General features: G+C 59.6%; 28 protein-coding genes, 1 tRNA gene and 2 pseudogenes. 7 read left to right on the forward strand and 24 right to left on the reverse strand.

Features of this window, described 5'->3' with window-relative positions; translation table 11 throughout:
- Positions 1 to 29: 29 nt before the first annotated feature.
- The 15 genes and pseudogenes from BMAGN_RS06190 to BMAGN_RS06260 form a co-directional block, all read right to left on the reverse strand.
- Entirely contained in the window at positions 30 to 293 is a 264-nt protein-coding gene (locus BMAGN_RS06190; protein WP_022859470.1) for a phosphoribosyl-ATP diphosphatase, read from the reverse strand.
- 93 nt (positions 294 to 386) lie between these two features.
- Complete coding sequence (gene rpe / locus BMAGN_RS06195; RefSeq protein WP_026501938.1) at positions 387 to 1,052, reverse strand: ribulose-phosphate 3-epimerase; 666 nt, start codon at positions 1,050 to 1,052, stop codon at positions 387 to 389.
- A 98-nt stretch (positions 1,053 to 1,150) separates the two neighbouring features.
- The gene (gene lgt / locus BMAGN_RS06200; RefSeq protein ID WP_022859472.1) at positions 1,151 to 2,059 is read right to left on the reverse strand and encodes a prolipoprotein diacylglyceryl transferase; all 909 of its coding nucleotides are present in this window, start codon (positions 2,057 to 2,059) and stop codon (positions 1,151 to 1,153) included.
- A gap of 49 nt (positions 2,060 to 2,108) precedes the next feature.
- Positions 2,109 to 2,495, reverse strand: a complete 387-nt coding sequence (hisI, locus tag BMAGN_RS06205) for a phosphoribosyl-AMP cyclohydrolase (protein WP_022859473.1) — start codon at positions 2,493 to 2,495, stop codon at positions 2,109 to 2,111.
- Between the two features lie 31 nt (positions 2,496 to 2,526).
- Positions 2,527 to 3,298: pseudogene (gene hisF, locus BMAGN_RS06210) on the reverse strand (imidazole glycerol phosphate synthase subunit HisF).
- 186 nt (positions 3,299 to 3,484) lie between these two features.
- Positions 3,485 to 4,675 carry a dual-specificity RNA methyltransferase RlmN gene (gene rlmN / locus BMAGN_RS06215; RefSeq protein ID WP_026501939.1) on the reverse strand — a complete coding sequence of 397 codons (1,191 nt, stop codon included), beginning with the start codon at positions 4,673 to 4,675 and terminating at the stop codon, positions 3,485 to 3,487.
- A gap of 150 nt (positions 4,676 to 4,825) precedes the next feature.
- Positions 4,826 to 5,791 carry a phosphatidate cytidylyltransferase gene (locus tag BMAGN_RS06220; protein ID WP_022859475.1) on the reverse strand — a complete coding sequence of 322 codons (966 nt, stop codon included), beginning with the start codon at positions 5,789 to 5,791 and terminating at the stop codon, positions 4,826 to 4,828.
- Positions 5,792 to 5,833: 42 nt separating this feature from the next.
- Entirely contained in the window at positions 5,834 to 6,388 is a 555-nt protein-coding gene (frr, locus tag BMAGN_RS06225; RefSeq protein WP_022859476.1) for a ribosome recycling factor, read from the reverse strand.
- A gap of 55 nt (positions 6,389 to 6,443) precedes the next feature.
- Complete coding sequence (gene pyrH / locus BMAGN_RS06230) at positions 6,444 to 7,190, reverse strand: UMP kinase (RefSeq protein ID WP_022859477.1); 747 nt, start codon at positions 7,188 to 7,190, stop codon at positions 6,444 to 6,446.
- Between the two features lie 175 nt (positions 7,191 to 7,365).
- Positions 7,366 to 8,223: a translation elongation factor Ts gene (gene tsf / locus BMAGN_RS06235; protein ID WP_022859478.1), complete on the reverse strand. Its 858-nt coding sequence runs from the start codon at positions 8,221 to 8,223 to the stop codon at positions 7,366 to 7,368.
- A gap of 53 nt (positions 8,224 to 8,276) precedes the next feature.
- Positions 8,277 to 9,200, reverse strand: a complete 924-nt coding sequence (gene rpsB / locus BMAGN_RS06240) for a 30S ribosomal protein S2 (protein WP_022859479.1) — start codon at positions 9,198 to 9,200, stop codon at positions 8,277 to 8,279.
- Positions 9,201 to 9,449: 249 nt separating this feature from the next.
- The gene (gene def / locus BMAGN_RS06245) at positions 9,450 to 9,935 is read right to left on the reverse strand and encodes a peptide deformylase (RefSeq protein ID WP_026501940.1); all 486 of its coding nucleotides are present in this window, start codon (positions 9,933 to 9,935) and stop codon (positions 9,450 to 9,452) included.
- 4 nt (positions 9,936 to 9,939) lie between these two features.
- Positions 9,940 to 12,018 (reverse strand): AMP-dependent synthetase/ligase, encoded by a 2,079-nt coding sequence (locus BMAGN_RS06250; protein WP_022859481.1) that lies wholly within the window; start codon positions 12,016 to 12,018, stop codon positions 9,940 to 9,942.
- 52 nt (positions 12,019 to 12,070) lie between these two features.
- Positions 12,071 to 12,571, reverse strand: a complete 501-nt coding sequence (locus BMAGN_RS06255; RefSeq protein ID WP_022859482.1) for a hypothetical protein — start codon at positions 12,569 to 12,571, stop codon at positions 12,071 to 12,073.
- Between the two features lie 304 nt (positions 12,572 to 12,875).
- Entirely contained in the window at positions 12,876 to 13,994 is a 1,119-nt protein-coding gene (locus tag BMAGN_RS06260; protein WP_026501941.1) for a GuaB3 family IMP dehydrogenase-related protein, read from the reverse strand.
- A gap of 144 nt (positions 13,995 to 14,138) precedes the next feature.
- On the opposite strand from BMAGN_RS06260, the gene BMAGN_RS06265 reads away from it, so the two are divergent.
- Together BMAGN_RS06265 and BMAGN_RS06270 are read left to right on the forward strand one after the other, a co-directional pair.
- On the forward strand, positions 14,139 to 15,362 hold the full coding sequence (locus BMAGN_RS06265) for an NADP-dependent isocitrate dehydrogenase (RefSeq protein WP_022859484.1): 1,224 nt from the start codon (positions 14,139 to 14,141) through the stop codon (positions 15,360 to 15,362).
- Between the two features lie 127 nt (positions 15,363 to 15,489).
- Positions 15,490 to 16,968: a substrate-binding domain-containing protein gene (locus tag BMAGN_RS06270; protein WP_033510538.1), complete on the forward strand. Its 1,479-nt coding sequence runs from the start codon at positions 15,490 to 15,492 to the stop codon at positions 16,966 to 16,968.
- 67 nt (positions 16,969 to 17,035) lie between these two features.
- Here BMAGN_RS06270 and BMAGN_RS06275 read toward each other — a convergent pair whose 3' ends face one another.
- Both BMAGN_RS06275 and BMAGN_RS06280 read right to left on the reverse strand, forming a co-directional pair.
- Positions 17,036 to 17,659 carry a M23 family metallopeptidase gene (locus BMAGN_RS06275; protein WP_160257200.1) on the reverse strand — a complete coding sequence of 208 codons (624 nt, stop codon included), beginning with the start codon at positions 17,657 to 17,659 and terminating at the stop codon, positions 17,036 to 17,038.
- Between the two features lie 335 nt (positions 17,660 to 17,994).
- On the reverse strand, positions 17,995 to 18,384 hold the full coding sequence (locus BMAGN_RS06280) for a hypothetical protein (protein WP_022859487.1): 390 nt from the start codon (positions 18,382 to 18,384) through the stop codon (positions 17,995 to 17,997).
- A gap of 275 nt (positions 18,385 to 18,659) precedes the next feature.
- Between BMAGN_RS06280 and BMAGN_RS06285 the strand changes: the two genes are divergently transcribed.
- From BMAGN_RS06285 to BMAGN_RS06295, 3 genes are read left to right on the forward strand one after another with little or no spacing between them, the layout of a single operon-like run.
- A complete protein-coding gene (locus BMAGN_RS06285; protein ID WP_152593231.1) occupies positions 18,660 to 18,911 on the forward strand; it encodes a hypothetical protein in 252 nt (83 codons plus the stop codon).
- Positions 18,874 to 19,104 (forward strand): hypothetical protein, encoded by a 231-nt coding sequence (locus BMAGN_RS06290; RefSeq protein ID WP_152593232.1) that lies wholly within the window; start codon positions 18,874 to 18,876, stop codon positions 19,102 to 19,104. The genes BMAGN_RS06285 and BMAGN_RS06290 overlap by 38 nt, the downstream gene beginning before the upstream one ends.
- Positions 19,105 to 19,140: 36 nt before the next feature.
- Positions 19,141 to 19,965: a Fic family protein gene (locus BMAGN_RS06295; RefSeq protein ID WP_022859490.1), complete on the forward strand. Its 825-nt coding sequence runs from the start codon at positions 19,141 to 19,143 to the stop codon at positions 19,963 to 19,965.
- A 110-nt stretch (positions 19,966 to 20,075) separates the two neighbouring features.
- Here BMAGN_RS06295 and BMAGN_RS07910 read toward each other — a convergent pair whose 3' ends face one another.
- Positions 20,076 to 20,390, reverse strand: coding sequence for a hypothetical protein (locus tag BMAGN_RS07910; RefSeq protein ID WP_152593233.1), 315 nt, complete (start codon positions 20,388 to 20,390; stop codon positions 20,076 to 20,078).
- Between the two features lie 258 nt (positions 20,391 to 20,648).
- Between BMAGN_RS07910 and add the strand changes: the two are divergent.
- Positions 20,649 to 21,437: pseudogene (add, locus tag BMAGN_RS06300) on the forward strand (adenosine deaminase); the annotation flags it as partial.
- 43 nt (positions 21,438 to 21,480) lie between these two features.
- The gene (locus BMAGN_RS08550; RefSeq protein ID WP_238548770.1) at positions 21,481 to 21,621 is read left to right on the forward strand and encodes a hypothetical protein; all 141 of its coding nucleotides are present in this window, start codon (positions 21,481 to 21,483) and stop codon (positions 21,619 to 21,621) included.
- Positions 21,622 to 21,674: 53 nt separating this feature from the next.
- Here the strand turns inward: BMAGN_RS08550 and BMAGN_RS06305 are convergent.
- From BMAGN_RS06305 to holA, 6 genes are all read right to left on the reverse strand, one after another.
- Positions 21,675 to 21,750: transfer RNA gene (locus tag BMAGN_RS06305), tRNA-Asn, on the reverse strand.
- An 87-nt stretch (positions 21,751 to 21,837) separates the two neighbouring features.
- Positions 21,838 to 22,881, reverse strand: coding sequence for a tRNA (adenosine(37)-N6)-threonylcarbamoyltransferase complex transferase subunit TsaD (tsaD, locus tag BMAGN_RS06310; RefSeq protein ID WP_022859492.1), 1,044 nt, complete (start codon positions 22,879 to 22,881; stop codon positions 21,838 to 21,840).
- Positions 22,882 to 22,946: 65 nt separating this feature from the next.
- The gene (rimI, locus tag BMAGN_RS06315) at positions 22,947 to 23,441 is read right to left on the reverse strand and encodes a ribosomal protein S18-alanine N-acetyltransferase (protein WP_022859493.1); all 495 of its coding nucleotides are present in this window, start codon (positions 23,439 to 23,441) and stop codon (positions 22,947 to 22,949) included.
- The gene (gene tsaB, locus BMAGN_RS06320; protein WP_022859494.1) at positions 23,438 to 24,265 is read right to left on the reverse strand and encodes a tRNA (adenosine(37)-N6)-threonylcarbamoyltransferase complex dimerization subunit type 1 TsaB; all 828 of its coding nucleotides are present in this window, start codon (positions 24,263 to 24,265) and stop codon (positions 23,438 to 23,440) included. Before tsaB ends, rimI begins: the two co-directional genes overlap by 4 nt.
- Before the next feature lie 67 nt (positions 24,266 to 24,332).
- Entirely contained in the window at positions 24,333 to 24,884 is a 552-nt protein-coding gene (gene tsaE, locus BMAGN_RS06325) for a tRNA (adenosine(37)-N6)-threonylcarbamoyltransferase complex ATPase subunit type 1 TsaE (RefSeq protein ID WP_022859495.1), read from the reverse strand.
- 47 nt (positions 24,885 to 24,931) lie between these two features.
- Positions 24,932 to 25,855 (reverse strand): DNA polymerase III subunit delta, encoded by a 924-nt coding sequence (gene holA, locus BMAGN_RS06330; protein ID WP_051892937.1) that lies wholly within the window; start codon positions 25,853 to 25,855, stop codon positions 24,932 to 24,934.
- Positions 25,856 to 26,044: the final 189 nt, after the last annotated feature.

Here is a 26,044-nt window from a genome sequence, read left to right on the forward strand (position 1 = left end):
GCCGCCCGCCTGGGCGGGCATCAACCGGATTACAGATTCTTATAGATGTCTTCGAGCGTTATTCCGCGGTCGATCATCATGACCTGTAGATGGTAAATGAGCTGGCTCATTTCCTCGGCCGTGCGTTCCACGCCTTCATATTCCGCGGCGATCCACGTTTCGCCGGCTTCCTCCACAATCTTTTTGCCAATGAAATGCGTGCCGGCTTCCAGCTCCTGAACGGTTTTCGACCCTTCAGCATGCTCCTGGGCCTTGGCGCCCAGCTCTTCGAATAGCGACTCGAATGTTTTCATATCCACTCCCGGGGAATCTTGACGATTGAGGTGTACATCTTTTGATATACACCTCAATCGTTTGGTTGGCCTTGGGAATGCCGATTAATGGGATTAATCGCGGTATGCCGCGGCCGCGGCTTCGCGAATATCGTCGATGGCCTGTGCCGGATCTTCCGCTCCGTACACGGCGGAGCCGGCGACGAGCACGTTGGCGCCCGCGGCGGCGACGATCGGCGCGGTCTTGGCGCTCACGCCGCCGTCGACCTGGATCTTCGTGGACAGGCCGCGGCGCGTAATCTCGTCACGCAAGCGACGGACCTTGTCCATCTGGTTGCCGAGGAACTTCTGGCCGCCGAAGCCCGGCTCCACGGTCATGATGAGAATCGTGTCGAACTCTTCAAGAATGTCAAAAATCGGCTCCACCGGTTCCGCCGGACGCACGGCGAAGCAAGCTTCCACGCCCATGTCGTGCAGCTGGCGGGCCAGGCGCACGGGAGCGTGCGTGGCGCCCATGTGGAAAGTAACGGACTTGGCGCCGAGCTTGGCGAATTCCGGAGCCCAACGATCCGGATCGTCAATCATGAGGTGCACGTCGACCGGCAGGTCCGTGACCTCGCAAATGCGCTTGACGACCGGCTCGCCGATGGTCAGGTTCGGAACGAAATGATGGTCCATGACGTCCACGTGAACCAGATCGGCGTTGCTGATGCGGTCAAGGTCGCGCTCGAGATTGCAGAAATCTGCGGACAAAATACTAGGTGCAATTTGAATTTCCATGGTTGTCATTCTAGGTAGGCCAATCGACGACGCCCCCTTATGATTCGCGCCGTTCATCCCTGAGGGACAAACGGCGCGAATGGAGGTATGCGGGCTCGTTATTTGGTATGCTGTTGCGCTTTGCGTTCCTGCTCGCTAATGGCGCGCAACTTCTCGCTCAACACGTCCGTATACGTGCCCACGCGCTGGATGATGATGAACGCGATAGTGCCCGCGATAAACACGCCGATCGACACCCAAATGTTGATGCGCAGCCCCAGGAATTCGTGGGAGAAATCGATGCGCAACGATTCGATCCACGTGCGCCCCGCCGTATACCACATGACATACATGGCGAACACGGAACCCGCCTTGAGCTTGCGCACGGTTTTATGGCCAAGCCACACCAAAAGCGCCGCGCCCACCAAGTTCCAGATCATCTCGTACAGGAACGTGGGCTGGAACAGTGTTCCCGTGGGACAGGTGGAACCGTCGTAGCACACTTCGGACTGGCCGATGGCCGTCCCCTCGGTGTTCAAGCGCAATCCCCACGGCAGCGTGGTGGGAGCCCCGTACAGTTCCTGATTGAACCAGTTGCCCAAACGGCCCACGGCTTGCGCCACCAACAGTCCCGGAGCCACCGCGTCGGCGAGCAGCGCCATGGGATAATGCTTGTGACGGCACCACGCCCACGCGCCCAGCGCGCCGAGGAAAATGGCGCCCCAAATGCCTAGGCCGCCATTCCAAATGCGGAAAATCTCCACCCAGTCGCCATTGGGGCCAAAGAACCGTTCCGGCGTAGTGATCACATGGTAAAGGCGCGCGCCCACAATGCCGCACGGCACCGCCACCAGCGTGGTGTCAAGCACCTGGTCGAACGTGCCCCCGCACTTTTTCCAGCGGACCGTAAGAATCCACACGCACAGCACAATGCCCAACAGCATGGTAAGCGCGTAAATATGGATCACGAACGGACCGACCGCAAATTCGGAAATGGTTGGCGAAGGAATATAAGCAAGCGTCTTCATGGTTCCCCAACTTTAGCCGGTATCGGTGAATTCCGCACCACCGAACGCTTCACGGGCGCTCGCCGACCACCACGGGCAGCGGGCCGCCCTCGTCAAAACACGACAGCTTGCCCGTATGGCAGGCGGCACCCACCTGATCGACCTGCACGAGCAACGCGTCGCCATCGCAATCCAGCGCGACGGATTTGACATACTGCGCATGCCCCGACGTATCGCCCTTGCGCCAATACTCCCGACGCGACCGGGACCAGAACGTGACGCGTCCCGTAGTGAGCGTACGACGCAACGCCTCGTCATCCATATACCCCACCATGAGCACACGGCCCGTATCGAACTGCTGGACCACGGCCACGACCAATCCTTGGGCATCCTTCTTCAAACGCGCCGCAATACGCGGATCCAACACCACACCATTGTCATACTCAATATTCGCCATACCATTACTCCGATCAACCAAGCGGCCCATGTCAGCGCACCGTATAGCCGGCCGCGCGAATCGCATCCTTCACTTCCCCAATCGACACCTTCCCGTAATGGAAAATGGAAGCCGCCAACACCGCGTCCGCACCCGCCGCAATCGCCGGAGGAAAATCCTCCGCCTTGCCCGCGCCACCAGACGCAATAATCGGAATGGACACCTCGGAACGCATCGCCTCGATCATCTCCAAATCGAAACCCTCCTGCGTACCATCCGCATCCATCGAATTGAGCAGCACCTCCCCCCGCGCCAAGCTCCTCGGCACGCTTCGCCCACCATAACGCGTCAATGCCCGTGGATTTGCGACCGCCCATCACCGTAACCTCGAAACCCGAAGGCGTATGCACCTCGCCACGCTGACGGCGCGCATCCACGGAAAGCACCACCACCTGATTGCCAAAACGGTCCGCAATACGCGCTATCAACTCCGGATCACGAATCGCTGCCGTATTCAAACTCACCTTGTCCGCTCCACAACGCAACAGCGAATCCACATCCTCCACACTGCGCACGCCGCCGCCAACCGTAAGCGGAATAAAAATCTGGTCCGCCGTGCGGCCCACCACATCAACCATGGTCTGACGATGAGAACTCGAAGCCGTCACATCCAAAAACGTCAACTCGTCAGCACCCTGACGGTAATACTCCGCCGCCAACTGCACCGGGTCGCCCGCATCCTTCAAATGCTCAAAATGGACGCCCTTCACCACTCGCCCATCATTGACATCCAAACACGGAATAACACGCACTGCTAAGGACATAGGAGCTCCTGTACTCTCATCACGCAAATTCGCAACCATGCGAAAACCTATGAGTACGTACAGTAGCGGGTCTTATGCACGAAGACTGACGAATGTTCATAATCCGCGCACACAAGACCCGACTCGAACGCATACCGACCGCAAAACGCCACCATGGCGCTCGCGGGAGCACTACAACCGGAGAAACTACCGGTTCTCGGCCTGCTTCGTTTTGGCGGCCAGCTGGCCACACGCGCCGTCGATATCCTGGCCGCGCGTATCGCGCAAGGTCGCGGCGATACCGGCACGGTGCAGAATGTCAAGGAACTGGCGCTCGTCTTCGGGCTTCGACGCCGTCCACTTCGACCCTTCGATCGGGTTGAGCGGGATCGGATTGACATGCGCCCAGTCGTCGCCATAATGATTGAGTCTCTTGGCCAGCAGGCGCGCATGCTCCGCCTGGTCGTTGATGCCGCGCATCAACGCGTATTCGATGCTCACGCGGCGTTTGGAGGCCAAATAGTAGTCGTGGGCCGCATCCAGCACCTGCGTCGTATTGAAACGGCGGTTCATCGGCACGAGTTCGTCGCGCAGCTCGTCGCTCGGCGCGTGCAGCGATACGGCCAGACGCACGGGGATATGTTCCTCGGCCAGCTTGCGGATGCCCGGCACCACGCCCACAGTGGACACCGTGATGTTGCGCGCGGAGATGCCGAAGCCCTCCGGAGGCAACGCGCTGATCTGGCGCACGGCGCTCATGATCGACTTGTAGTTGCCCATGGGTTCGCCCATGCCCATGAACACCACGTTGCTCAACCGTCCCGGACCGCCCGCGACTTCACCGCGTTCCATCATCGCCGCGGCCACGCGCACCTGCTCCACAATCTCGCCGGCGGACATGTTGCGCGTCAGGCCCAGCTTGCCCGTGGCACAGAACGGGCATCCCATGCCGCAGCCCACCTGGCTGGAAATGCACAGCGTCGTACGCGACGGATAGCGCATCAGCACGGATTCGATTTTCGAATTGTCGAACAGGTTCCACAACGTTTTGATCGTCATGCCGTCATCGGCCACCTGGCGCGTCACTTCACTGATCAGCGTCGGGAAGAACTTCTCCGCAGCCTGCTCGCGCTGGGCGGCCGGGAAATCGGAGAAGGTGGCCACATCCGCGTTGAAATGTCCGTAATAGTGGGATGCGAGCTGGTTGACACGGAATTTCGGCAATCCCATGTCCTTGGCGGCTTCGATGCGTTCTTCCTTGGTCATGTCCGCGAAATGGACGGGAGGCTTGCCGCGGTGGGAGTGGCGCTTGGAAAGCACGTCGCGGAACGCGCCGCCCGTGCCGCCCTCGGTAATACCGGTTTCTGGAGTGGACTGCTGGCTATCTAATGACGTCATACGGAATAATCTTTTCCTCATAAATCGGGAATGCACAAGAACTGTAAACCGTCTTATTATGCCATACGGGTTCGTCATTCCCCAGCCGTGCTTTGCGGCGGACGGGCAACAAAAAAGCCTCCCTGACGGGAGGCTTCGCATGTCTGGGTATCACATGCCGGTCAACCAGAACACCAAGCACATGAATGGCGCGCACAGCAGGATCGAATCGACGCGGTCCAGCACACCGCCATGGCCCTTGAGCAGATGGCCCATGTCCTTGATGCCGATGTCGCGCTTGAGCATCGACGCGCACAAGTCGCCGAAAGTGCCCACCACGCCGATCAAGACGCCCACCACCACGGGCATCCACCAGCGCGTAGACCACAATGCCGCATCGTAGGTGCACGCGAAAATGATGAACGCGCCGATCATGGCGAACAGGACGGAACCGAACAGTCCCTCATAGGATTTCTTCGGGGAAATGCGCGGGCTGAGCTTGTGCTTGCCGAGCCATGCGCCGAACACGAGACCGCCCGTGTCGCTCAGGGCGGGCAGGAAGACGACCATGATGGCATGCGCCACGGGATGGTGGTTGAGCGTGAGCGCGATCAGGATCATGGATCCGAGCAGCGTGATGTACAGCACCGTGAACAGCGTGACGGCCACATGCGTCAGCTGGCTGTGGCGAGGGGTCGGATGTTCTTTGGCCAGTTGGCCGTTCTGCAGGACTTTCTTGTCCGCGGCGCGCTGAGCGGAACCGTTGATGCGGATGTTGAAGCTCGCCATGAATCCCGCGACCACGAGGGACATCAATACGCAAGCCGACATGATAAGCATATGGTTGGCGCAGTAGAATGCGGCGCACAGCGTTACGGTGCTTGTGATCCACAGTGTCACCACGGGAATGTGGTAGCCTTTGACGGCGAAATCCACGCGTAGTTCCCACAGGGCCAGAGCCATGAAAATGACGACCAGCAACGCAAACAAATTGATATTCGTCAGCAGGCACGCCAAGATAATTGCGATCAGCACCACCGCGGTGGCTATTGCCTGGGGCATGTTGCGCCCCGTTTTTTTGTTTATCTCACGTAACTTGTCTTCGGCGTCATTCATATTGCGTTCGCTGGTCTTCATTTATGTTCCTTGTTGATGAGAAAGAATGGTCTGATTGTGCAATCAGACTTCCATGATTTCCTTCTGCTTGGTTTCCAGCAAGGCGTCCAGTTCGTCGGTGGTCTGCTTCGTCACCTTGTCGAGTTCCTTGAGCAGGCGGTCGCCTTCGTCCTCGCCCATCTCGCCGTCCTTGACGGCCTTGTCGATGGTTTCCTTGGCCTTGCGGCGGATGTTGCGCACGGCGATCTTGCCGTCTTCGGCCTTGTTCTTCGCGAGCTTGACGTATTCCTTGCGGCGTTCCTCGGTCAGCTCCGGCATGGTCAGGCGGATGACGTTGCCGTCACGGCGCGGGGACGCGCCCAGATCGGAATCGCGCAGCGCCTTTTCCACGGCGTTGGCCTGGGACGGGTCAAACGGCGTCACGGACAGCGTGCGCGGTTCCGGCACGCCGATGGTCGCCACTGCCTTCAGCTGCATCGGGGAACCGTAGCATTCCACCACAATGCCGTTGAGCAGCGCCGGGTTGGCGCGGCCCGTACGGATGCCGGAGAAGTTCTCCTTGGTGGACTCGACGGACTTGGCCATCTGCGTCTTGGCCTGATCAACAATATTTGCCATAATAAGCTCCTTTAATTGCCTCTATTGGATTCCAACAATCATCCAATATGTTCGATTATGCCAGCTTGGAGTCGCCGGAGGATACCAACGTGCCGATCTGTTCTCCCAGCAGAGCACGCGTTACGTTGCCCTCGCCTTCCAGTCCGAACACGCGGATGCGCTGGTCGTTGTCGCGTGCCATCGCCATTGCGGACGCGTCCATTACGGCGAGATTGTCCACCAAGGCGCGCTCGTAGCTGAGCGAGGCGAAACGCTTGGCGTCCGCATGCTTGCGCGGGTCGGCGGTGTAGACGCCGTCCACGCCGTTCTTGCCCATCAGCACTTCATCGCAGTGGATTTCCAGGGAACGCTGGATCGAAACCGTGTCGGTCGAGAAATACGGCATGCCGGCGCCGGCGCCGAAAATCACCACACGACCCTTTTCCAGATGGCGGATCGCCTTCAACGGAATGTATGGCTCGGCGACCTGTCCCATAGTGATGGCGGTCTGCACGCGCGTGGCCTTGCCTTCCTGCTCGAGGAAGTCCTGCAATGCCAGGCAGTTCATCACGGTGCCGAGCATGCCCATGTAATCGCCGCGGGAACGGTCGATGCCGGCCTGCTGCAGTTCGGCGCCGCGGAAGAAGTTGCCGCCACCCGTGACAATCGCCACCTGGACGCCTTGGTCCACCGCGGTGACGATTTCGCCGGCGATTCGGCGTACCACGTGGGTATCGATGCCGACGGCGCCTCCACCGAACGCTTCTCCCGAAAGTTTGAGCAATACCCTGCGGGGTTTGTCACCCGTGTGTTCGATGGTCATAGACAGCCTTTCTTGCCTGTTAAACTCACGAAATTCCGTATCAACACTAGTGGCGAACGCAGACACACGCAACTGGGCGGCAACTATGCAAAAGTGCCCGGACCATAACGGTCCGGGCACTTTCATGGGTCAATGCGTGAAAAGCGCTGATTCCTTAGAGCGTGGCTCCCATGAATCAGGCGGCTTCCTCACCCTTGCCGACCTCGAGACGAGCGAAGGCCAGAGCGTGGCCGTCAACCTCGCGGAACAGGTCGCCAACGGTCTTGGAAGGATCCTTCACGTAGGCTTGCTCGAGCAGCACGTTCTCCTTGAAGAAGGCGTTGAGGCGGCCTTCCACAATCTTCGGAACGATCTTCTCCGGCTTGCCTTCAGCCAGGGACTTCTCGGTGGCCACGCGACGCTCGGACTCGACCACATCAGCCGGAACGTCTTCGCGGGTCAGCCACTGGGCGCCCATGGCGGAAATCTGCAGAGCCGCTTCGTGAGCGACAGCAGCACCCTTGTCGTCGGTGGCGATCATGGCCACGATGCTCGGAGGCATTTCCACGGACTTCTTGTGGGCGTAGATCTCGACGTGCGGGCCGGAAATGACGGCGAACTGGCCGAGCTTCACGTGCTCACCGAAGAGTGCGGCGGCTTCTTCAACAGCCACCTTCACGGTCTCGGAATCGCCGGCAGGAGCCTCGAGCACTTCGCTTACGGAAGTGGCTTCGGCTTCAATGCCGTCGGCGAGCATCTGGTTGGCGAACTCGACGAACTTCGGGGTCTTGGCCACGAAGTCGGTCTCGGAGTTCACTTCCAGGGCGTAGCCAAACTGGTTGCCATCTTCACCGATGACGGTGGAAGCGATGGTACCTTCCTGAGCCTTGCGGCCTTCACGCTTGCCGGCTGCCTGAATACCCTTGGCGCGAATAATTTCCTTGGCGCGTGCGACGTCACCTTCGGCCTCGGTGAGCGCCTTCTTGACGTCCATCATGCCGGCGCCGGTCTCTTCACGAACCTGCTTGATCAAAGCTGCGGTAATTGCTGCCATTGATATCTCCCTATAGTTGAATGTTTAATTTTTCGAGTCAGCGACCCGGAAAATCACTCGGCGTCTTCGACCTGCTCCACAGCGTCGGCTGCGTCAGCACGGGCGTGCTCGGAGTTGGCGTCACGGTTCTCGGAAGGATACTTGGCATCCTTCGGGCCCATGGTCTCGTCGTCCTTCTGCACGGCTTCTGCCACGGTGTGGGCGTTTTCCTTGAGCAGATCCTTCTCCCAAGCGGCCATCGGCTGATCGTTGCCTTCGGACTTGGCGGAGGAATCCTTGGAAGCGCCGGAACGCTCGAGCAGACCTTCGGCCACGGCGTCAGCCATGAGCGTGGTCAGCAGTTCGATGCCGCGGATGGCGTCATCGTTGGCCGGGATCGGGTACTCGACGGATTCCGGATCGGTGTTGGTGTCGACGATGGCGACAACCGGGATGCCGAGCTTGTGGGCTTCGGACACGGCCAGGGCTTCCTTGTTGATGTCCACCACGAACATCGCGGAAGGCGTGCGGGTCATGTTGCGGATACCGCCGAGCTGGCGCTCCAGCTTGTCCTTTTCGCGCTCGAGCAGCAGCAGTTCCTTCTTGGTCAGACCGGAGCCGTGCACGTCGGTGAAGTCCATTTCCTCAAGTTCCTTGAGGCGGTTCACGCGCTTGGAGACGGTGTTGAAGTTGGTCAGCATGCCGCCGAGCCAACGCTCGGAAACGTACGGCATGTTCACGCGGGTAGCCTGCGTGGCGATAGCTTCCTGAGCCTGCTTCTTGGTGCCGACGAACAGCACAGTGCCGTTGTGGGCGACGGTGGTCTTGATGAAGTCGTAAGCGGCATCGATCATGTCGAGCGACTTGAACAGGTTGATAATGTGAATGCCGTTGCGCTGCGTGAGGATGTACTGCTTCATCTTCGGGTTCCAGCGACGGGTCTGGTGGCCGAAGTGCAGGCCAGCGTTGAGCATTTCACTCATGGTAATTTGAGCCATAATATGACTACCTTTCAGTGTCGGTTCTTGCCTGGCCATGTGAACCTGCGTGCAGCTGAAGGCAGCCGACCGACACAGGCCGTCGCGAACATGGCGCGAATTTTGGTGCGTCGGTTGACAATATTGGGTGGTTCGAACCGCTTGCGACCGTGGTCCGGACCGGGGTGACGCACATCGGGTAATAATAGCACGACTGCCCCACCAATATGTTCATACCGGTGAGGCAGCCGTTGCGCGTGTCCGACAACGTCAGTTCTGATGGTTGCGCATATATTTCATCGCGGCGCGACGCTCGTCCTTTTCCAGACGGTCGAGATACACGTGGCCGTCGAGATGGTCGGTTTCATGCTGCAGCATGCGGCCCATGATCCCTTCGCCCTCGAGCACGATCTCCTTGCCGTCAAGGTCGATGCCGCGTACGCGCGCATAGTTGGCGCGACGCGTCTTGTACCAGAGTCCAGGCACGGACAGGCAACCTTCGTCTCCGTACTGCTCGCCGCTGGTTTCTTCCAACACCGGGTTGATCACATAGCCGACCTTGCCGTCGATGTTATAGGAGAACGCGCGCAGATTGACGCCGATCTGGTTGGCGGAAAGTCCCGCGCGACCCGGATCGTCCACGGTGTCCACCAAGTCCTGGATAAGACGGCGGACCGCGGGCGTGATCTCCTTGATCGGCTCGCACGGCGTGCGCAACACTGGGTCTGGAACAACTCGAATTTCACGAACTGCCACTGAATTACTCCTCCGGATTAGCAGATTGAACGTCATCCACTGTAGTCGGAACGTCGGCCGAAGCCGTTTCGTCGTCCTCTCCGTCCTTGCGCTTGATGCGGTCGACACGGTCGTGCACGGAGTCCAACGCGTGCTTGACGGCTGGCGTGACTTTCTCGGCGGCGATGCGGTTGACGTTTTCCGAAGCGATCTTCATGTTTTCCGAAGCGGTTTTCATGGATTCCGACGTGCGTTCAATGATCTGGACGCTGACGGGCACGGGCATCGTGGACGGCTTGGGCGCGTAAAGCTCTCCCTCAATGATCTGCTCGTATTTGGCGAGCACCTTGGGGCGCACCACTTTCATGCTGGGCGTCATCGTGCCGTCTTCAAGGCTGAAGTCGTGCGGCAGGATCACGAACTTGCGGATGGATTCCGCGCGGGAGACCGTGCTGTTGGCCTTGTCCACGTATTGTTGGACGAGAGAGCGCGCGGCGTCCGATTCGGCCACGTCTTCCAGTGAAATGTCGCCCTCGATGTGCTGCTGTTCCTTCCAGGACTCGATGGCCTCCGGATCCAGCGTGACCAGCGCGGCGATGAACGGCTTGTTGTCGCCGACCACTACGGCGTGGGACACGATCGGGCACGTTTTGACGATGTTTTCCATCGGGATCGGCGTCACGTTCTTGCCGCCCGCGGTGATGATGATGTCTTTCTTGCGGCCCGTAATATACACAAAGCCCTCATCGTCGATTTTGGCCAAGTCGCCAGTGTGCAGCCAGCCGTCCTTGTCGATGGTCTCCGCGGTCATTTCCGGATTCTTGTAGTAGCCGAGGAACACGCTCGGTCCCTTGACAAGCAATTCGCCGTCGTCTGCCGTACGCACGCTGATGCCGGGGCCCGGGCGTCCTACGGATCCGGCGCGGTTGGCGTCCTGCCAGTTGACGATCATCGGTGCCGCGGTTTCGGTCATGCCGTAACCCTGAATGAACGTGAGGCCGTCCATGCCGTTGAAGAAATGCACGAGGTCTGGGTTGATCGGCGCGCCGCCGCAAGCCAGGTATTTCATGTTCGGTCCCAGCGCCGAACGGATGGACGCGCCCACGGTGCCCATGTAGAACTTGTGCTTGATGGCCATGGAGCGCGTGGGACGTTCATGGTTGTTCATCATGATGGACCATTGCACGAAATGGTTGAAACCGTTGGCGAACAGGTGGCCCTTGATGCCGGCGCCGGCTTTCTGGGAAGCCGCGTTGTAGATCTTTTCGAATACGCGCGGCACGCCCAGCAGATAGGTCGGCTGGAATGTGCGCAGGTCCGCCAGCAGGTGTTTGGCGCCCGGGACATATCCCAATACGCCGTGCGCGCCAATCGACACGTACTGGATGTACCTGGCGAAACAGTGGGCCAACGGCAGGAACAGCAGCAGCCTGCTCGGCTCGTAGATCATTTCCGGAAGCACTGCGTATCCCGCGTAGATGATATGCGTGAAATTGCGGTGCGAGAGCATGGCGCCTTTCGGCTTGCCCGTGGAACCGGAAGTGAACACGATGGTGAGCAGGTCGTCGGCGTGGACTTGGCCGATGGTTTCGTCCAGCGCCTGTTCGCTAACGGGCTCCGCCATGTCTGACAACGCCTCGATGGCGTTGTTGGCGAAGTTGAATACGAGTTTGAACGAATCCTGCGTCGCGCGAATACGCTCCAGCGTTTGCGCATGCGCCTCGTCCCCCGCGAACGCGACCACCGGCTGCACCTGTTCAATGATGCTGGCCGCCTGCGCCTCGGAGTCGGTTTCATAGATCGGCACGCTTACCGCGCCGATTGCGGCACAGGCGAAATCCATGACGCCCCATGAATAGCACGTGGCGGAATAAATGACGACCATGTCGCCCTTCTTTACACCCAACGCCATGAGGCCGCGCGCCGAACGGCGCACGTCCTCAAGCATCTCGTGGGCGCTGACCTCATGCCAATTGCGGGAACTGTCTTCCCACTGGGCAATGATGTCCTGGCTGTCTTCCTCCGCGCGTTTGCGCAGGAGGGAATATATTGTGTCTTGGTCGGTGGTGCGATACACCGGCTCTAATCCATATTCGCGCAACATGACTCTCACTATAGCCGTATTGGCGTCTTCCTTAGAGAGTAATGACCACGGTTTAGCCGATATCCGCTACGGTGCACAACCATTTGTTGCGGATTTTGCGCATTTCAATATCGCCCCACAATTCCGCTTCGCCGACTTTGAGCATGATGCTGATTTCCACTTTGCGTTCGGAAATGACCATGCCGTTGACAAGGAACGGCTCGACGGGCGAATAGACGGTTCGCGTGCCGAACACGCCTTGTTCGCTTTTGTTGAACGATTGCAGCAGGTCGATCATGTATTCCATGCGGTCGATGCATACGGGAGACGCCAAGGCCTTGAACTGCTTGGTGATCTGCTTGCGCCGCAATACGTCCACGGCCAGCATTCCCGCGCGGCAGGCCAGCATGGCGAATTCGTAGCTGGAGCGTTCCGCATGCTCGTTCGGCCTGATCCAGACCATATGGAATTTGATGTTCCGGTTCAATCCGGTTTTGATCACGCCATCGTAGGATGGCAGCGGTTTTTTGTAGAACGAAATCGGTCGATACATGAATTCATCTTCGAATGCCATGATCTTCCCCTTTCCTGTTATCCGTTACAGTCCAACCAGTTAATCTGTAAGCAGAAATATTTATAGAAAAAATAACTGGTTCCCTGATTGTCCGGAACATTGTTTCCGGGCAGCCATGTCAGTGACGTTGACTAGATAACCATAGATTTTCGCATTCGTCGATAGGCTCTACCAAACCATTGCATTTGTGTGGATAACCATTCGAGTTATCCACACGGCCATATAAAAATCCCGCAAGTTTTTAGACAGACTTGCGGGATTTTGTACAGTTTCTAGTGTTTTTACTTGACGCTTGTCATACGAGCTAGCGCGTCGGGGTGACTACCACTCCGCACTTTTGGAAGCTCTTGATGTCCACATAGCCCGTGGACGCCATGGCACGGCGCAACGCCCCTACGAAATTGGTGGTGCCGTCGGCGGTATGGCTCGGACCATACAGGATTTCCTCCATGGTGCCTGCGGTGCCCACTTCGCTGCGACGACCGCGTGGGAGCGTGCTGTGGCGCGCTTCCGCACCCCAATGCATTCCCTTGCCGGGAGCGTCGGTGGCGCGGGCCAGTGGCGCGCCGAGCATGGCCGCGTCGGCGCCCATGGCGAGGGCCTTGACGAAGTCGCCGGAAAGTCCCAGCCCTCCGTCGGCGATGACTTGCACGTAGCGGCCGCCGGATTCGTCCATGTAGTCGCGTCGCGCTTCGGCGACATCGGAGATCGCCGTGGCCAGCGGCACGTGCACGCCAATGGTGTTGCGATCGGCGGAGGCGGCGCCGCCGCCAAAGCCCACGAGCACGCCGGCAGCGCCCGTCCGCATAAGATGCAGGGCTGCCGTGTAGTTGGAGACGCCTCCCACAATGACGGGTACGTCGAGGTTGTAGATGAGCTGCTTGAGATTGAGCGGCTCATGGTCTTGGGACACGTGTTCGGCGGAAACGGCGGTCCCGCGGATCACAAACAGGTCGACACCCGCGTCCAGTACGGCGCTGAGGAATTCTTCCGTGCAGTGCGGGGACAGTGCGCCCGCGACGGTCACGCCCGCTTCGCGGATTTGGGCGAGGCGTTCCTTGATCAGGGATGGTTTGATCGGTTCCGAGTACGCTTCCTGCATGTACCGGATCGCCTCGCTCCCCTTCATCGAGGCGATCGTGTCGAGTTGTTCAGTCGGATCCTCGTAACGAGTCCATAATCCCTCAAGGTCCAGTACGCCAACGGAACCGAGTTCGCCCAATTCGATGGCGGTTTGCGGACTTACTACGGAATCCATAGGAGCGCCGATAATCGGCACATCGAACTCGTAGGCGTCCACTTGCCAAGTGGTGGACACGTCTTGCGGATCTCGCGTACGACGCGAGGGAACAATGGAAATATCGTCGAGTGAATATGCCATGCGGCCTTTTTTACCAAGGCCAATTTCGATTTCCGTAGCCATATGTGCAAGGCTATCGGCGGCACGTGACAGTGACCACCATGCGGACACCATATTTCATATTTCTGACACTGCTCCCGTTTCGAAACATGGATACGGTAGAAAACGTAACGCATCTACTCACTGTTGCGAGAAAAGAGATTTTCCATGGACAAAATCAAAGTGCGCGGAACCGTGGTCGAACTCGATGGCGACGAGATGACGCGCGTCATCTGGAAACAGATCAAGGACCGGCTCATTCTGCCGTATCTGGATGTTCCTCTGGATTATTACGATCTCGGCATCGAAAATCGCGACCGCACGGACGATCAGGTCACCATCGACGCGGCCCGCGCCATCGCCCGTGAACATGTGGGCGTCAAATGCGCTACCATCACGCCCGACGAAGCGCGCGTGAAAGAATTCCATCTCAAGAAAATGTGGAAATCCCCCAACGGCACCATCCGCAACATTCTTGGTGGCACCATTTTCCGCGAGCCGATTGTCATCGACAATATTCCGCGTCTTGTGCCCGGATGGACCAAACCGATTGTGGTGGCCCGCCATGCATTCGGCGACCAGTATAAGGCCACCGATTTCCGCGTTCCGTCCGCCGGAACGCTGACCGTAACATTCCAGCCTGAAGATGGCGGCGAGCCGATCGAACACGTGGTGTACCAGTATCCGGGCTCCGGAGTTGCGCAAGTGCAATACAACCTCGACGAATCCATCCGCGGTTTCGCCAGGTCCTGCTTCCGCTACGGACTGTTGCGCGACTACCCCGTGTACCTGTCTACCAAGAACACGATTCTCAAAGCGTACGACGGCCGTTTCAAGGACATTTTCGCCCAAGTATACGAAGAGGAATACAAAGACGAATTCGAAAAGGCCGGACTCACCTACGAACACCGTCTGATCGACGACATGGTCGCCAGCTCGCTCAAATGGCATGGCGGATACGTATGGGCATGCAAGAACTATGACGGCGACGTGCAATCCGACACCGTGGCGCAAGGATTCGGATCCCTGGGCCTCATGACCTCCGTGCTCATGACGCCGGACGGCCTGACCATGGAAGCCGAAGCGGCCCACGGCACCGTCACACGCCACTACCGCCGCTGGAAGAACGGGGAAAAGACGTCCACCAACCCCATCGCATCCATCTACGCCTGGACCGGAGGACTCAAGCACCGCGCCAAGCTCGACGGCACCCCCGAAGTCGAACACTTCGCGCGCACATTGGAGGACGTTGTGGTCTCCACAGTCAAGTCGGGACGCATGACCAAAGACTTGGCCATGCTCATCGACCCTTCACACGAATGGCTTGACACGGACGAATTCATGAACGCGTTGGACGACAACCTCGCCAAAGCGCTCCACGCCAACAACTAGGCGCGCACCACACATGGCTTGCGTTCGGCGCATACAGCCGGGCGCAGGCCATTTTCCGCAAGCATTCGGTCATACGATTACAATGATCACAGACTCATAGCCCCGTCGCGGAAGGCAGAAGAATTTAATGAACATGGTACGAGCTGGATCATTGCGCCACATCCTTGCATCATTGGTATGTACCGGACTGCTGTGCGCGGCGGCGGGATGCGGATCGGCCGCACCACAGCAAGCCAACGGCACGTCCGAACAGCAAACCGTCGGCAATGTCGCGATCTTCACGCCCAATGACGGCATCGCGCTCTCCAGCTCCACCCCATTGAACACTTGGGACTCCTGGACTCCGGCGCTCGCCAAAGCGCTCCAAGAAAAAGGCTTCGACAAGAGTGACATCGACACCACTTCCAGCAGTTCTCTGGAAAAACAGAGCCAGGACATTCAGGACTATGTGGTCGACCATGTCAAGTCCAATGACCGGGGCGGCAAAGACGACACCAATTCCGATGCGACCCACCACAACGTTCTCGTGGTGGCTCCCGCCTTCGCTTCCGACGAAGCCACAAAATATTACGGCGATTTTGTGGACCAGTCGCCTATGACCACACAGTCGGGCACCGATTCCAAGGACACGGCACACGCCATACAGCGTTTGCGTTCCGCGCTGACGCTGGCCAAGGATTCCGGCATGCGCGTGGTCCTGGTCTCGAACACGATTCAAGGATTCGTTCCGGACGCTTTCGTGTCGCTTTCCACTCCTGAACAGATTGGCGCCATGCAGGCCACGCAGTTGGCGGCCAAACTGCAATTGGACAAGGCGACCACTGACAATCCGAAGCGTATCGAAGTGCTACTGCCCTACGACGCCGACAATGCCGAAAATGCGTATTTCGCGCAAGACGCATTCGCCGGAGTATGGTCAGTGCTGCAACCGTATTTCTACAAGGGTGTCGCCATCAGCCCGTCCCGCACGCTTGCCGCGAACTCCACGCAAAAAGATTGGGAATCCGTAACGATCAACGCCACCAAGTCGGACCAGATTGAAAAGGCGCTGCAGGATCGCCTGCGCAAGACCGACAAGGAGGATGCCACTATTGACGGCATTATCGCCATGAACGATTTCGTAGCGTCCGGTGTGGTCGAGGAACTCGACAAGCTCGGCTATACGGGATCGGCCGTGGATATCAATCCTTCCATTACGCTCTCCAGCATCCTCAATTCGCTGGGTGGCAAGCAGGATCTCAACAAGGATGAGGTTCCGCGGCCGCAGGGTGAACAGTCTTCCTCAGCCGAGAATACGCAATCCAAGAACACGAAGCAGTGGCCCATTGTTACGGGATATGGCGCGTATGTCAGCAATCTCCCGTCCATTGTCAACGGCAAGCAATGGATCACGGGATTCGTCAACCGTGACGAGGTTGCGCACCAGACCGCGCAACTCGCCTCGGAACTGAATCGTGGAGAAAAGCTGCAGTACGCCACCTCAACTTCCATTGATGGAACGCGCGTTCCCACCTTGCACATGGACATAGAGCCAATCAGTGCCGAGAATCTCAAGACGGCGCTCATTGATCCGGGTTATGTTTCCCTTGCCGACGCGGGTCTGTGATGATGTAGCCGTTTGCTCATTATTTTGATCACCGCTTGCCGCCACACGAATCATGCCAATAAGGCTGTTACCTCACGGGTAGCAGCCTTATTTGTCGTGGTTGCACCACCGTGCGCGGATTGATGTACTCTCCCTGTTTTCGTACTCCCCAGTGCACGCAGCGGCCGTCACAATGGTCGGACGATCCGGATACTTCGCCAAATGCGTCGCGTTTGCCTACGGCATCTCCCACTCGCAATGAGGTGGTTGCGGGCTCGAACGACACTATCCACACATCCTGCGTGATGCTTACCACGGATTTCCCACCCACTTTGCCGGAAAAACTGACGATTCCGTCCATGGGAGCCAACAAGGTATCGCCTCTACTCGCTTGAATATCGATCCCTCGGTGGCCTGAAGCATAAGGCGTGGGCGGCCGCACAAATTCGGTGATGATATGACCATGGGCAATCGGCATCGCCATAATCGACTCGCACGAGGTTTCATCAAGGTCGTCCGCATACGCATAGGTGATGGATCGGGCCGCATATATGCCGACTGCACCGGTCAAGGACGCCAGGATCAGCAGAGTCCAGCATGCACGCATCCGTTTGCGACATGCTTCCATCCATCGCCACATCCGCCGATATCGAGACTTACGGTTTTGGCTGCCTGCGCTTGGAACGCCATGCGGTAATCGAGTCATCTCCATGTCATCTCCTGCCCTATTGCGAGACGCATCGTTGCGGCCGCACTGTTCACACTGTGCCTGAAATGCGTGGCGTGGCGCCATCTGGAGGAACCTCGGTGGTTTATTGCCTTACAAAATTGGGTCAATGTGGCGTGACGGGTTCGGATACTTGATTTTGTTTGTTGGTCAGAAGATGAGGTGGTGTGGAAAAGTGAGTGAAGCGATGGGTGATATTACTTCAGACTGAGATATTTCAACAATACCACATATATTGACGGTACCGTTTTCGGCAGCGCGGCGGAACGGTCCGACAAAATCGTCGCCGTTATCAAATAGGCGTAATCAAATAAACCGGATCACAGATCCGCATCGAAACTGTCGAGGACCTCGTCGATCAATATGCGCTGGCTTGTGGACTGGCGCTCGTCAAGACGCGGAAAACGCCGTGTGGCGTTCGACGGACTCGACTGGGCGGCACGCGCGATATTGGATTTGCTCACTCCCCTTGAAGCGGCCTTTTCCGCAAGCCGATCCACCAATGAATCGGCCACCTGGCGCAGCCGTTCCGCGACCCACAACTGGGCCACGTCCGCGCTCATGTCGTAGTCCTCTTCCAACTCCACGGAAGCTTCCTGCACGGCGGCCCACAGCACCATGAACGGCTTCCTGTAGTAACCGATTTGTTCCTGCCGGGATTCCTGATTCAACAGTTCCAGCGCTTTACGATCTTCCGTGTTGCGAGACATGATCTCCAGCTTAGGCGACGATCCGCTGTTCCCCTACCGGTACGAATTAGAAAATTTTCTCCCAGAAACTACCATTATTTTCGGCTCCGCTCCGTGAGGGTTTAAGAGAATTTCCTATATAGTTTACATATAAAAGGAATATTTACGCCTACAACGGCGAGCGCCGGCTTGGGTTTTGGCTGGTTTTGATGAATTGGGCTGGGTTTGGCTGGTTGTGTTGGTGTGGCTGATGCCGGGTTGGTTGTTGATTTTGGTTTGTGTGGAGGGGAATGGGTATGCGCGTGTATGCCAATTATCCGTATCGGGTGAATGTTGAGAGTGTGGCGGATGGGTTTGTTGTGGCGTTTCATGATTGGTTGGAGCGTGTGTATGAGGATGCGTATGCGATTGCGGATATGAGTGTGTCTTTGTGGGAGGCACCGGATGTGGTGGATGGCGGCAAGGATGTAGCGGATATTGTCGGGGCGGGGCCTGTTGCGATGGTGGATCATGCGTCTGATTGTTTGCGTGATGGGATGGGCCGGTGAGGATGTGGTGCGTCTGGCTGTTGTGGACGGCGTGTTGGAGTATATGAGGCTTGATTGGGAGCAGGCCATGATTGGCGCCATGCAGATGCTGCCCGTGCTGGGTGGTATGGATTACTCTTCTTCGCTGCTGCTTGCTTTGGTGATGAGCCATACCACCGCGTATCGGCCTCGTACGCATATTGAGGTGGCGTGACGTTGGTGTGTTCGGAATGGCTTGTAGGGAGTTGACATGGTTGTGAATGGTAAGGACCGGCGCGAGCGTTTGGATGCGGTTTCGCGGGCTGTCGCGTCCGCTCGTCTTGAGGGGTTGGAGCCGAGCGGCAAGCTTGTTGGGGATTTTCGCGAGTGGGTTGACGGCGAGGCTTCCATTGAGGCTCTGGTTGAGCATCGGGCGGCATATTGGAAAGCTGGGCGTCCGGCCATGGGGTCGGTTGGCGGCCCTGACCCTTATGTGGTCGAGGGGACGTGTACGTTGCGCAACCGGTTGGGTGTCGCGGATCCCGCCGAGTTGGCGGTTGCGGAGAATGATGTGGTTTCGTTGCGCGCCGCCCAGCTGTATGCCAGACTGCCGCGTGCGACCGGTTTGATCGGCCAGCTGCGGAATATTCACCGCCAATTGTTCCGGGACGTGTACGATTGGGCCGGCGAGGTCCGCCGGATCGACATTTCAAAAGGCGGCACGATGTTTCATCCTGTCAGAATGTTCCCGACCGCCATAACGTATTGCGAGCAGAGCTTGCGGGACGACAATCTGCTCCGGGGATTGCCGTATGAACGGTTTGTTTTGAAACTGGCGACGCATTATGACCAGGTGAATTCGTTGCACCTGTTCCGCGAAGGCAACGGGCGTAGCCAGCGCATCTTTTTCGACGCGATCGCGCATGACGCCGGATACCGGATCGACTGGGGCCAGGCGGGCGTGAGGGAGAACATGGAAGCGTCCCGCGCGGCCACACTCACGGGCGATACCAGTCTTCTTGCGGCCATGTTCCGTACCATAGTGCGCCCGTTAAGCGAGCCCGCGGTCGACGAGCCGGGCCTACCGATCTTGTGATCCCGTTTCCCGGCTGCGAGCGCCGGCATTTTGGGTTTTGGCTCTGCGGATTGGTGCCATGGGGTGTAGTGTCGGCGAGCGCCGTACCGTATTTGGCTGGTTTTGGCGGGTTAGATGCCGTGGATGCGTTTGCGTGTCAGCTGGTTGTTGGTGAAGGTGCATTCGATGGATACGGTGACGGCGCGGTTGTTGTTGGCTTGTCGCCGGTATCGTGGCCACCGGTAGGTTTGTGTGTCGCCGTGTTCGTCGATGAGGGTTCCGGGTTTGCCGATGGTGGTGCTTACTTGCTGATAGCTGTCCCCTTGGCTGATGGTGTCGAGCAGCTGGTTGGTGTGTTGTACGTGGTGGTGGCGGTAGATGGTGAGGATGATGAGGAAGATGATTGATCCGATGGTGACGACGATTAATGCTTGTAGTCCTGGCATTTCGTACCATTTGGGCATGGTATAGCTTGCGTGGTTCATGTTGGTCTCCGTTGCCTGTTTGATCGATGGTTGTGGTTGCCGTTTATTGTGGCAGGTTTTGTGGTGTGCAGGTGCGGGCGGTTCGGATGGTGTTGCGGCGTGCCGCTTGGGGGTGCGCGTACAATGCCGTATCAACCTATGTTCCCATGATGGTGTGGGATTGAAGGAGGAGGATTCAACCGTATGTTTGACCGCATGTTTGGTGAAGTGTTTTCCGCTATGCCGAAAACCGAGTTGCATGTGCATATTGAGGGTACGCTCGAGCCGGAGCTGGCGTTGCGTTTGGCGGCGCGCAATGGTGTGGAGCTGCCGTGATCCGGTTTGGACGAGTTGCGCCGCCAGTACGAGTTTTCGGATTTGCAGTCGTTTTTGGATTTGTATTACCGGCTGATGTCGGTGTTGCGTACGGCGGACGATTTTAGGGATTTGATGCTCGCGTACCTGGAACACGCTTCCCGTGATGGCGTGCGGCATGCGGAAGTGTTTTTCGACCCTCAGGTGCATGTGGCGAATGGTCTGGATTTTGACATGGTGTTGGACGGTTTGCTTGCCGGTCTTCGTGAGGGCCGGGAACGGTTCGGGGTTTCCGGCGCGTTGATCCTGTCGATTGTGCGCGACCTTCCCGTGGAGGACGCGGAGCATATGGTGGATGTGGCGTCTTCGCGTGCGGACGACATTCTTGGTATCGGCTTGGATTCCGCGGAGCGCGGCTATCCCCCGGAACTGTTCTCGCACGTGTTCGAACGGGCCCGCGCGCTGGGTTGGCGTTGTGTGGCGCATGCGGGCGAGGAAGGTCCCGCCTCCTATATCACGCAGGCGTTGGACTGTTTGCACGCCGAACGTATCGACCATGCGTCGCACGCGTTGGACGACATGGCGGTCATGGCCCGTTTGGCCGAGGAGCGTGTTCCTGTGACGCGTTGTCCGTTGAGCAACCTGAGGCTGCATGGCGTGGAACGGTTGGAGGATTTGCGGATCCGCGATTTTATGGACGCGGGTGTCATCACCACGGTCAACGCGGACGATCCGGCCTATTTCGGCGGGTATCTGCTTGACAATTACGCGGCGCGACCTGGCGCGTCTGGGCGCCATGTCGATCGAGGCGTCGTTCCTGGACGAGACGCGCAAGGACGCGCTGCGCGGCGAGTTCAAGGCGTGGGAAGCCCGGTACGCGGACTACCTGGCCGAATAGCGGTCACGTCCGGCGCATACAAGAAAACCCGCCGGTTGTCGGCGGGTTTTTGTTGGCTCCTGCGGCTGGGTTTGAACCAGCGACATTTCGATTAACAGTCGAACGCTCTGCCAACTGAGCTACGCAGGAATATGTCTGCCGCGATCGCTTGCGTTCACGCAACAGAATGTGAATATACGCCGGTATTGCCAATGATGCAAACCGGCGTGTCGCACGTTACATGACGATGCGGTCCATCGGCATGGCCGAGTCGATCGGGAAATCCGGGTCGGACGGCGCCACTCCCGCTTCCACGAGGTTCACGCCCAACATCGCCACCATTGCGCCGTTGTCCGTGCACAGCTTGATCTGCGGGATACGCACTTCCACGCCATGCTTGGCGCCTTCCTCGAGCAGTTTGGCGCGCAGCTGCGAATTCGCGGAGAATCCGCCTCCCACGATCAGCGTCTTGGAACCGTACTGTTCGCAGCCCGTCATGGCCTTCTTGGCGAGCACCGTCGCCACGGAGTCGGCCAGCGACGCGCACACGTCGTCCACGGGAACGGGACGTCCAGCGGCCTGCTGTTGCTCCACCCAGCGGGCCACAGCCGTTTTGACGCCCGAGAAGCTGAAATCGTAGGGATGCTGCTTGCCGGCCTTGCCCTGGGTCAGGCCCATCGGCACCTTGATGGCGTGCGGGTCGCCGTGCTGGGCGTGCCGGTCGATATGCGGGCCGCCCGGATACGGGAATCCCAGCAGGCGCGCCACCTTGTCGAAGCATTCGCCCGCGGCATCGTCAAGCGTGGTACCCACCACGTCCACCTTGCGCGCCACATCCTCCACATGCAGCAGGGACGTATGGCCACCCGAGACGATCAACGCCAGCGTGTCCTTCGGGAACGGGCCGAACTGCAGTTGCGTGACGGCGATATGGCCGATCACATGGTTGATGCCGTACAAAGGCTTGTTCGCCGACCATGCCAGCGCCTTGGCGCCCGAAACGCCCACGGCCAGGCATCCGGCCAGGCCCGGCCCCGCGGACACGGCGATCGCGTCCACGTCGTCGATCGTCAGCCCCGCGTCGGCGAGCGCCTGGGAGACGACGGGCACGAAGGCTTGGGCGTGGGCGCGGGAGGCGATTTCGGGGATGACGCCGCCGTAGCGCGCGTGTTCGTTCATGGAGGAGGCGACCACGTTGGAGCGTAGCGTGCGTCCTTGTACTACCGCGGCGGCGGTTTCGTCGCAGGTTGATTCGATGCCCAGTACGATTGGTTCACTCATTTGCGTCTTCTTCTGTCTGTGGTGTTCGTGCGGGTGTCGGCCGTTTCCTTGGGGGTTGCGGCCGGTCAGTTTGCGCTGAATCCTGCGATTCGTGGCGCGAGGTCTTTGCTCATGGTGTATGCGTCAACGCCTTCGGGCTGGTAGTAGCGTTTGCGCAGTCCCAAGCGTGTGAATCCGAGGGATTCGTAAAGCACGATGGCCGGCGTGTTGTCGACGCGCACTTCGAGGAGCATGCGCCGGGCGCCTTGGGTTTGCGCTTGTGCGAGGAGGTGTTCGAGCATGCGCCGGGCGATGCCTTGGCGTTGGCGTTCGGGGCGTACGCCGATGGTCATGAGTTCGGCGTCGTCCCCGTCGTACCAGTAGCCCGCGTATCCGTTGATGTCGTCCGGGCCGGCGGCCTGGGCGGTGGCGGTGTCGAGGATGTAGGTGCGGGCGGGCGCGCCGAGTTCCTGTTCGACCATGCCCGGGGTCCACGCCCCTTTGCCGAACAGTCGGGTTTCGAGTTGGCTGATGGCGTCGACGGCGGTGTGGTGGTCGACGTTGCTGATGCTGGTGATCATGCGGCGTGCGTGTCCGGTTCGGCGGCGAGGACGGGTTTGAGGGGTTTGGGCACGGACACGTCGGGGCGGCGCAAGTAGAGCGGTTCGAGCGCTTGCGGGTTGGCGTGCGCGTCGGGGTCCTGTTGGGCGCAGCGCGCGAAAATGTCGAGTCCCTCGGCGCCGTAGTCGAGCACGGAGGAGGCGATCACGGTTTCGAGGTTGCGCAAGCCCTGCCATGCGTCGGCGTATTTGCCGGCGCCGTGGCCGACGACGGTGACGGTGACGCGCTGGCCGGGGTGGCGCGCCTCGAGCTCCGTGACAGCGTTGTTGACGCGTTGGGCGATGGACTCGGGATAGTCGATGTCCATGGGGATCGGATAGCTGTTCGTGTCGCCCAGGTCGCCCGTCGTGTCGATGAGGGCGAAGTACAGCTGCTTGCGGCGCGCGTCGTTGACGGCGAGCGCCAGGTGGCGTGTCCCGTCGCCGGCAGGTTCGAGCGCGGCGAGTTCCGGATGCGTGTCGAGCGTGGTGTCGTGGCGGCGCGCTTCCTGCAGGAGCGCGGCTTGCGGGGTGAGGATGTTTTGGCCGAGCAGTTGCGCGCCTGTAGCGTAGGCGATGGCTTTGGCGGCCACGATGCCGGCGCGCAGTCCCGTGAACGGCGCGGGGCCCGTGCCCACGACGATCTGTTCGATGTCGTGCGGGGTGATGCCCGCGTCGGCCGCCGCCTGGCCGATGTTGTGTTGGAGTTGTTCGACGTGGGTGCGCGAGTCGGGTTGGACGATGGGCTGGTGGCCCTGGATGCCGACAGTGGATCCGTATGAGGTGTCGATGATGAGGGTGTGCATGCTTGCCGGTTTCTGTCTGGTGATGCTGTTTGCTGTTTTTTAATATAGTTCGTGGCGGGGAATGCGGTTAGCGGCTCTCCCGGCCGTTCCAGCGTTCGCCCACGGGGGTGATGGTGACGGTGCGCGGGCCGTCGCTGGTGGGCTGGTCGGTGTCGAGGTCGCCGGGCTCTCCGCGGTCGATGCGGATTTCGAGTCGTTCGGGCGCGAGCGCCGCCGCCATTTGTTCTCCCCATTCGATCAGGATCACGGTGCGCTCGCCCGGGTCTTCGAGTTCTTCGTCGAGGCCCAGGCTTTCGAGTTCGTCGAGCAGGCGGTCGGCGGTGTTTTGTCCGGGCATGTACGCGGTGTCGCCCAGCCGGTACGCGTCGACGTGCACGAGGTGCGCGGGCGTGCCGTCCGGGAAGGCGCCTTCGAGTTCGCGGGCGATGGTGAAGGTTGGGGACACGACGGGTTCGCGCACTCCCAGCCCTTGGCCGAATCCTTGGGCGAATGTGGTTTTGCCCGCGCCCAGCGGGCCGCTGAGCAGGATGACGTCTCCCCCGCGCACGTGGCGTGCGACGGCGGCGCCCAGGGCGCGCATGTCGGTGTCGGTGGCGGCGGTTCGTGTGTATGCTTCCATGGGTTGCCTCCCTTGTTGCCTCCAATAACTATACGTGTGCGGGGTTGTTACCGTCCGCGCCGCGCGATGAGTTCCACGCACTGTTCGAGCGCGTATTGGCCGTTCGACCCGGTGGTTTTGCATTGTTCGTCGGCCCACGCAAGTTTGCCGATGCAGGCGGCGACGGCTTGGTCGCTCCATTGGCGCGCCATGGTTTTCGTTTTCGTATACAACCATTGGGGCATGCCGGCCTCTTTGCCGTTCGCCGCGGTCTTCACTTGCGCGATCGCGCGCATTTTGCTGGCGAACGCGCCGATGAGCGTGATCGGCTCGTCGCCCTGGTCGAGCGCGGCGCGCAATGCGACCACCGCTTGTCCGGCGCGGCCCGCCAGCGCCATGTCGGCGATGTTCCAGCCTTTGACGTGCGGGCTGGCGTTCAAGTACTGGTTGACGCGTTGGGCGGTGACGGGATTGTCGTCGTAATCCTGGCACAACTGTTCGGCCAGGCGGTCAAGTTCCCCCAGATTCCCGGCGAGCGTGTCGGCCAGGTGTTGGGCGGCGTCGGGCGTGACGCGCCGGCCGCGTGTCGCGAACTGTTGGACGGCGTATTCGCGTAGCGCCTGGGGTGTGGTCGGCGCGGCGGGCTCGTGCAGTTGCGCGCCTGCGGTCAACAGTTTGTTGACGGCGGCGCGCCGGCGGTTGCCCGCGTCGTGGCTGACGATCAGGTCGGCATCCGTCTCGCCGTGCGCCGTGGTGGCGTAGGCGAGCACGCGGTCGGCCAGATGGTCGTCGGCGGACGCGAAATTGGCGAGCACGATGATGTTGCGCGCGGAAAACAGGCTGGGCGCGGTGGCCTGGTCGAAGTCGAGCGCGCCGGCATGCGACGCGTCCAGTTCGATCACGTCGGCGCCGGGGGTGGGCGGCGCGCAGGTCGGCGACCAGCTCGCGCACGGTGCGGCCCACGAGGAAATCGTTGGAGCCGCGTACGACATGGATGCTGCTGGAAGATGGTGTTGCGCTCATGGTTGTAACTGTGCTGGTGGTGTTGGACAAGGCGGCCGCTCCCCTCCCGCGCCGTTTTCTTCCCGTTTATCGCGGGCCGCCCATTGCTCGCCGGCAAGCATCCGCCAGGTCGAGGCCGCCCACACGCGTGCGCGGCGCACGGGGTTCGCGCGTATCGG

Source organism: Bifidobacterium magnum (assembly GCF_000741255.1).
GTDB lineage: Bacteria > Actinomycetota > Actinomycetes > Actinomycetales > Bifidobacteriaceae > Bifidobacterium > Bifidobacterium magnum.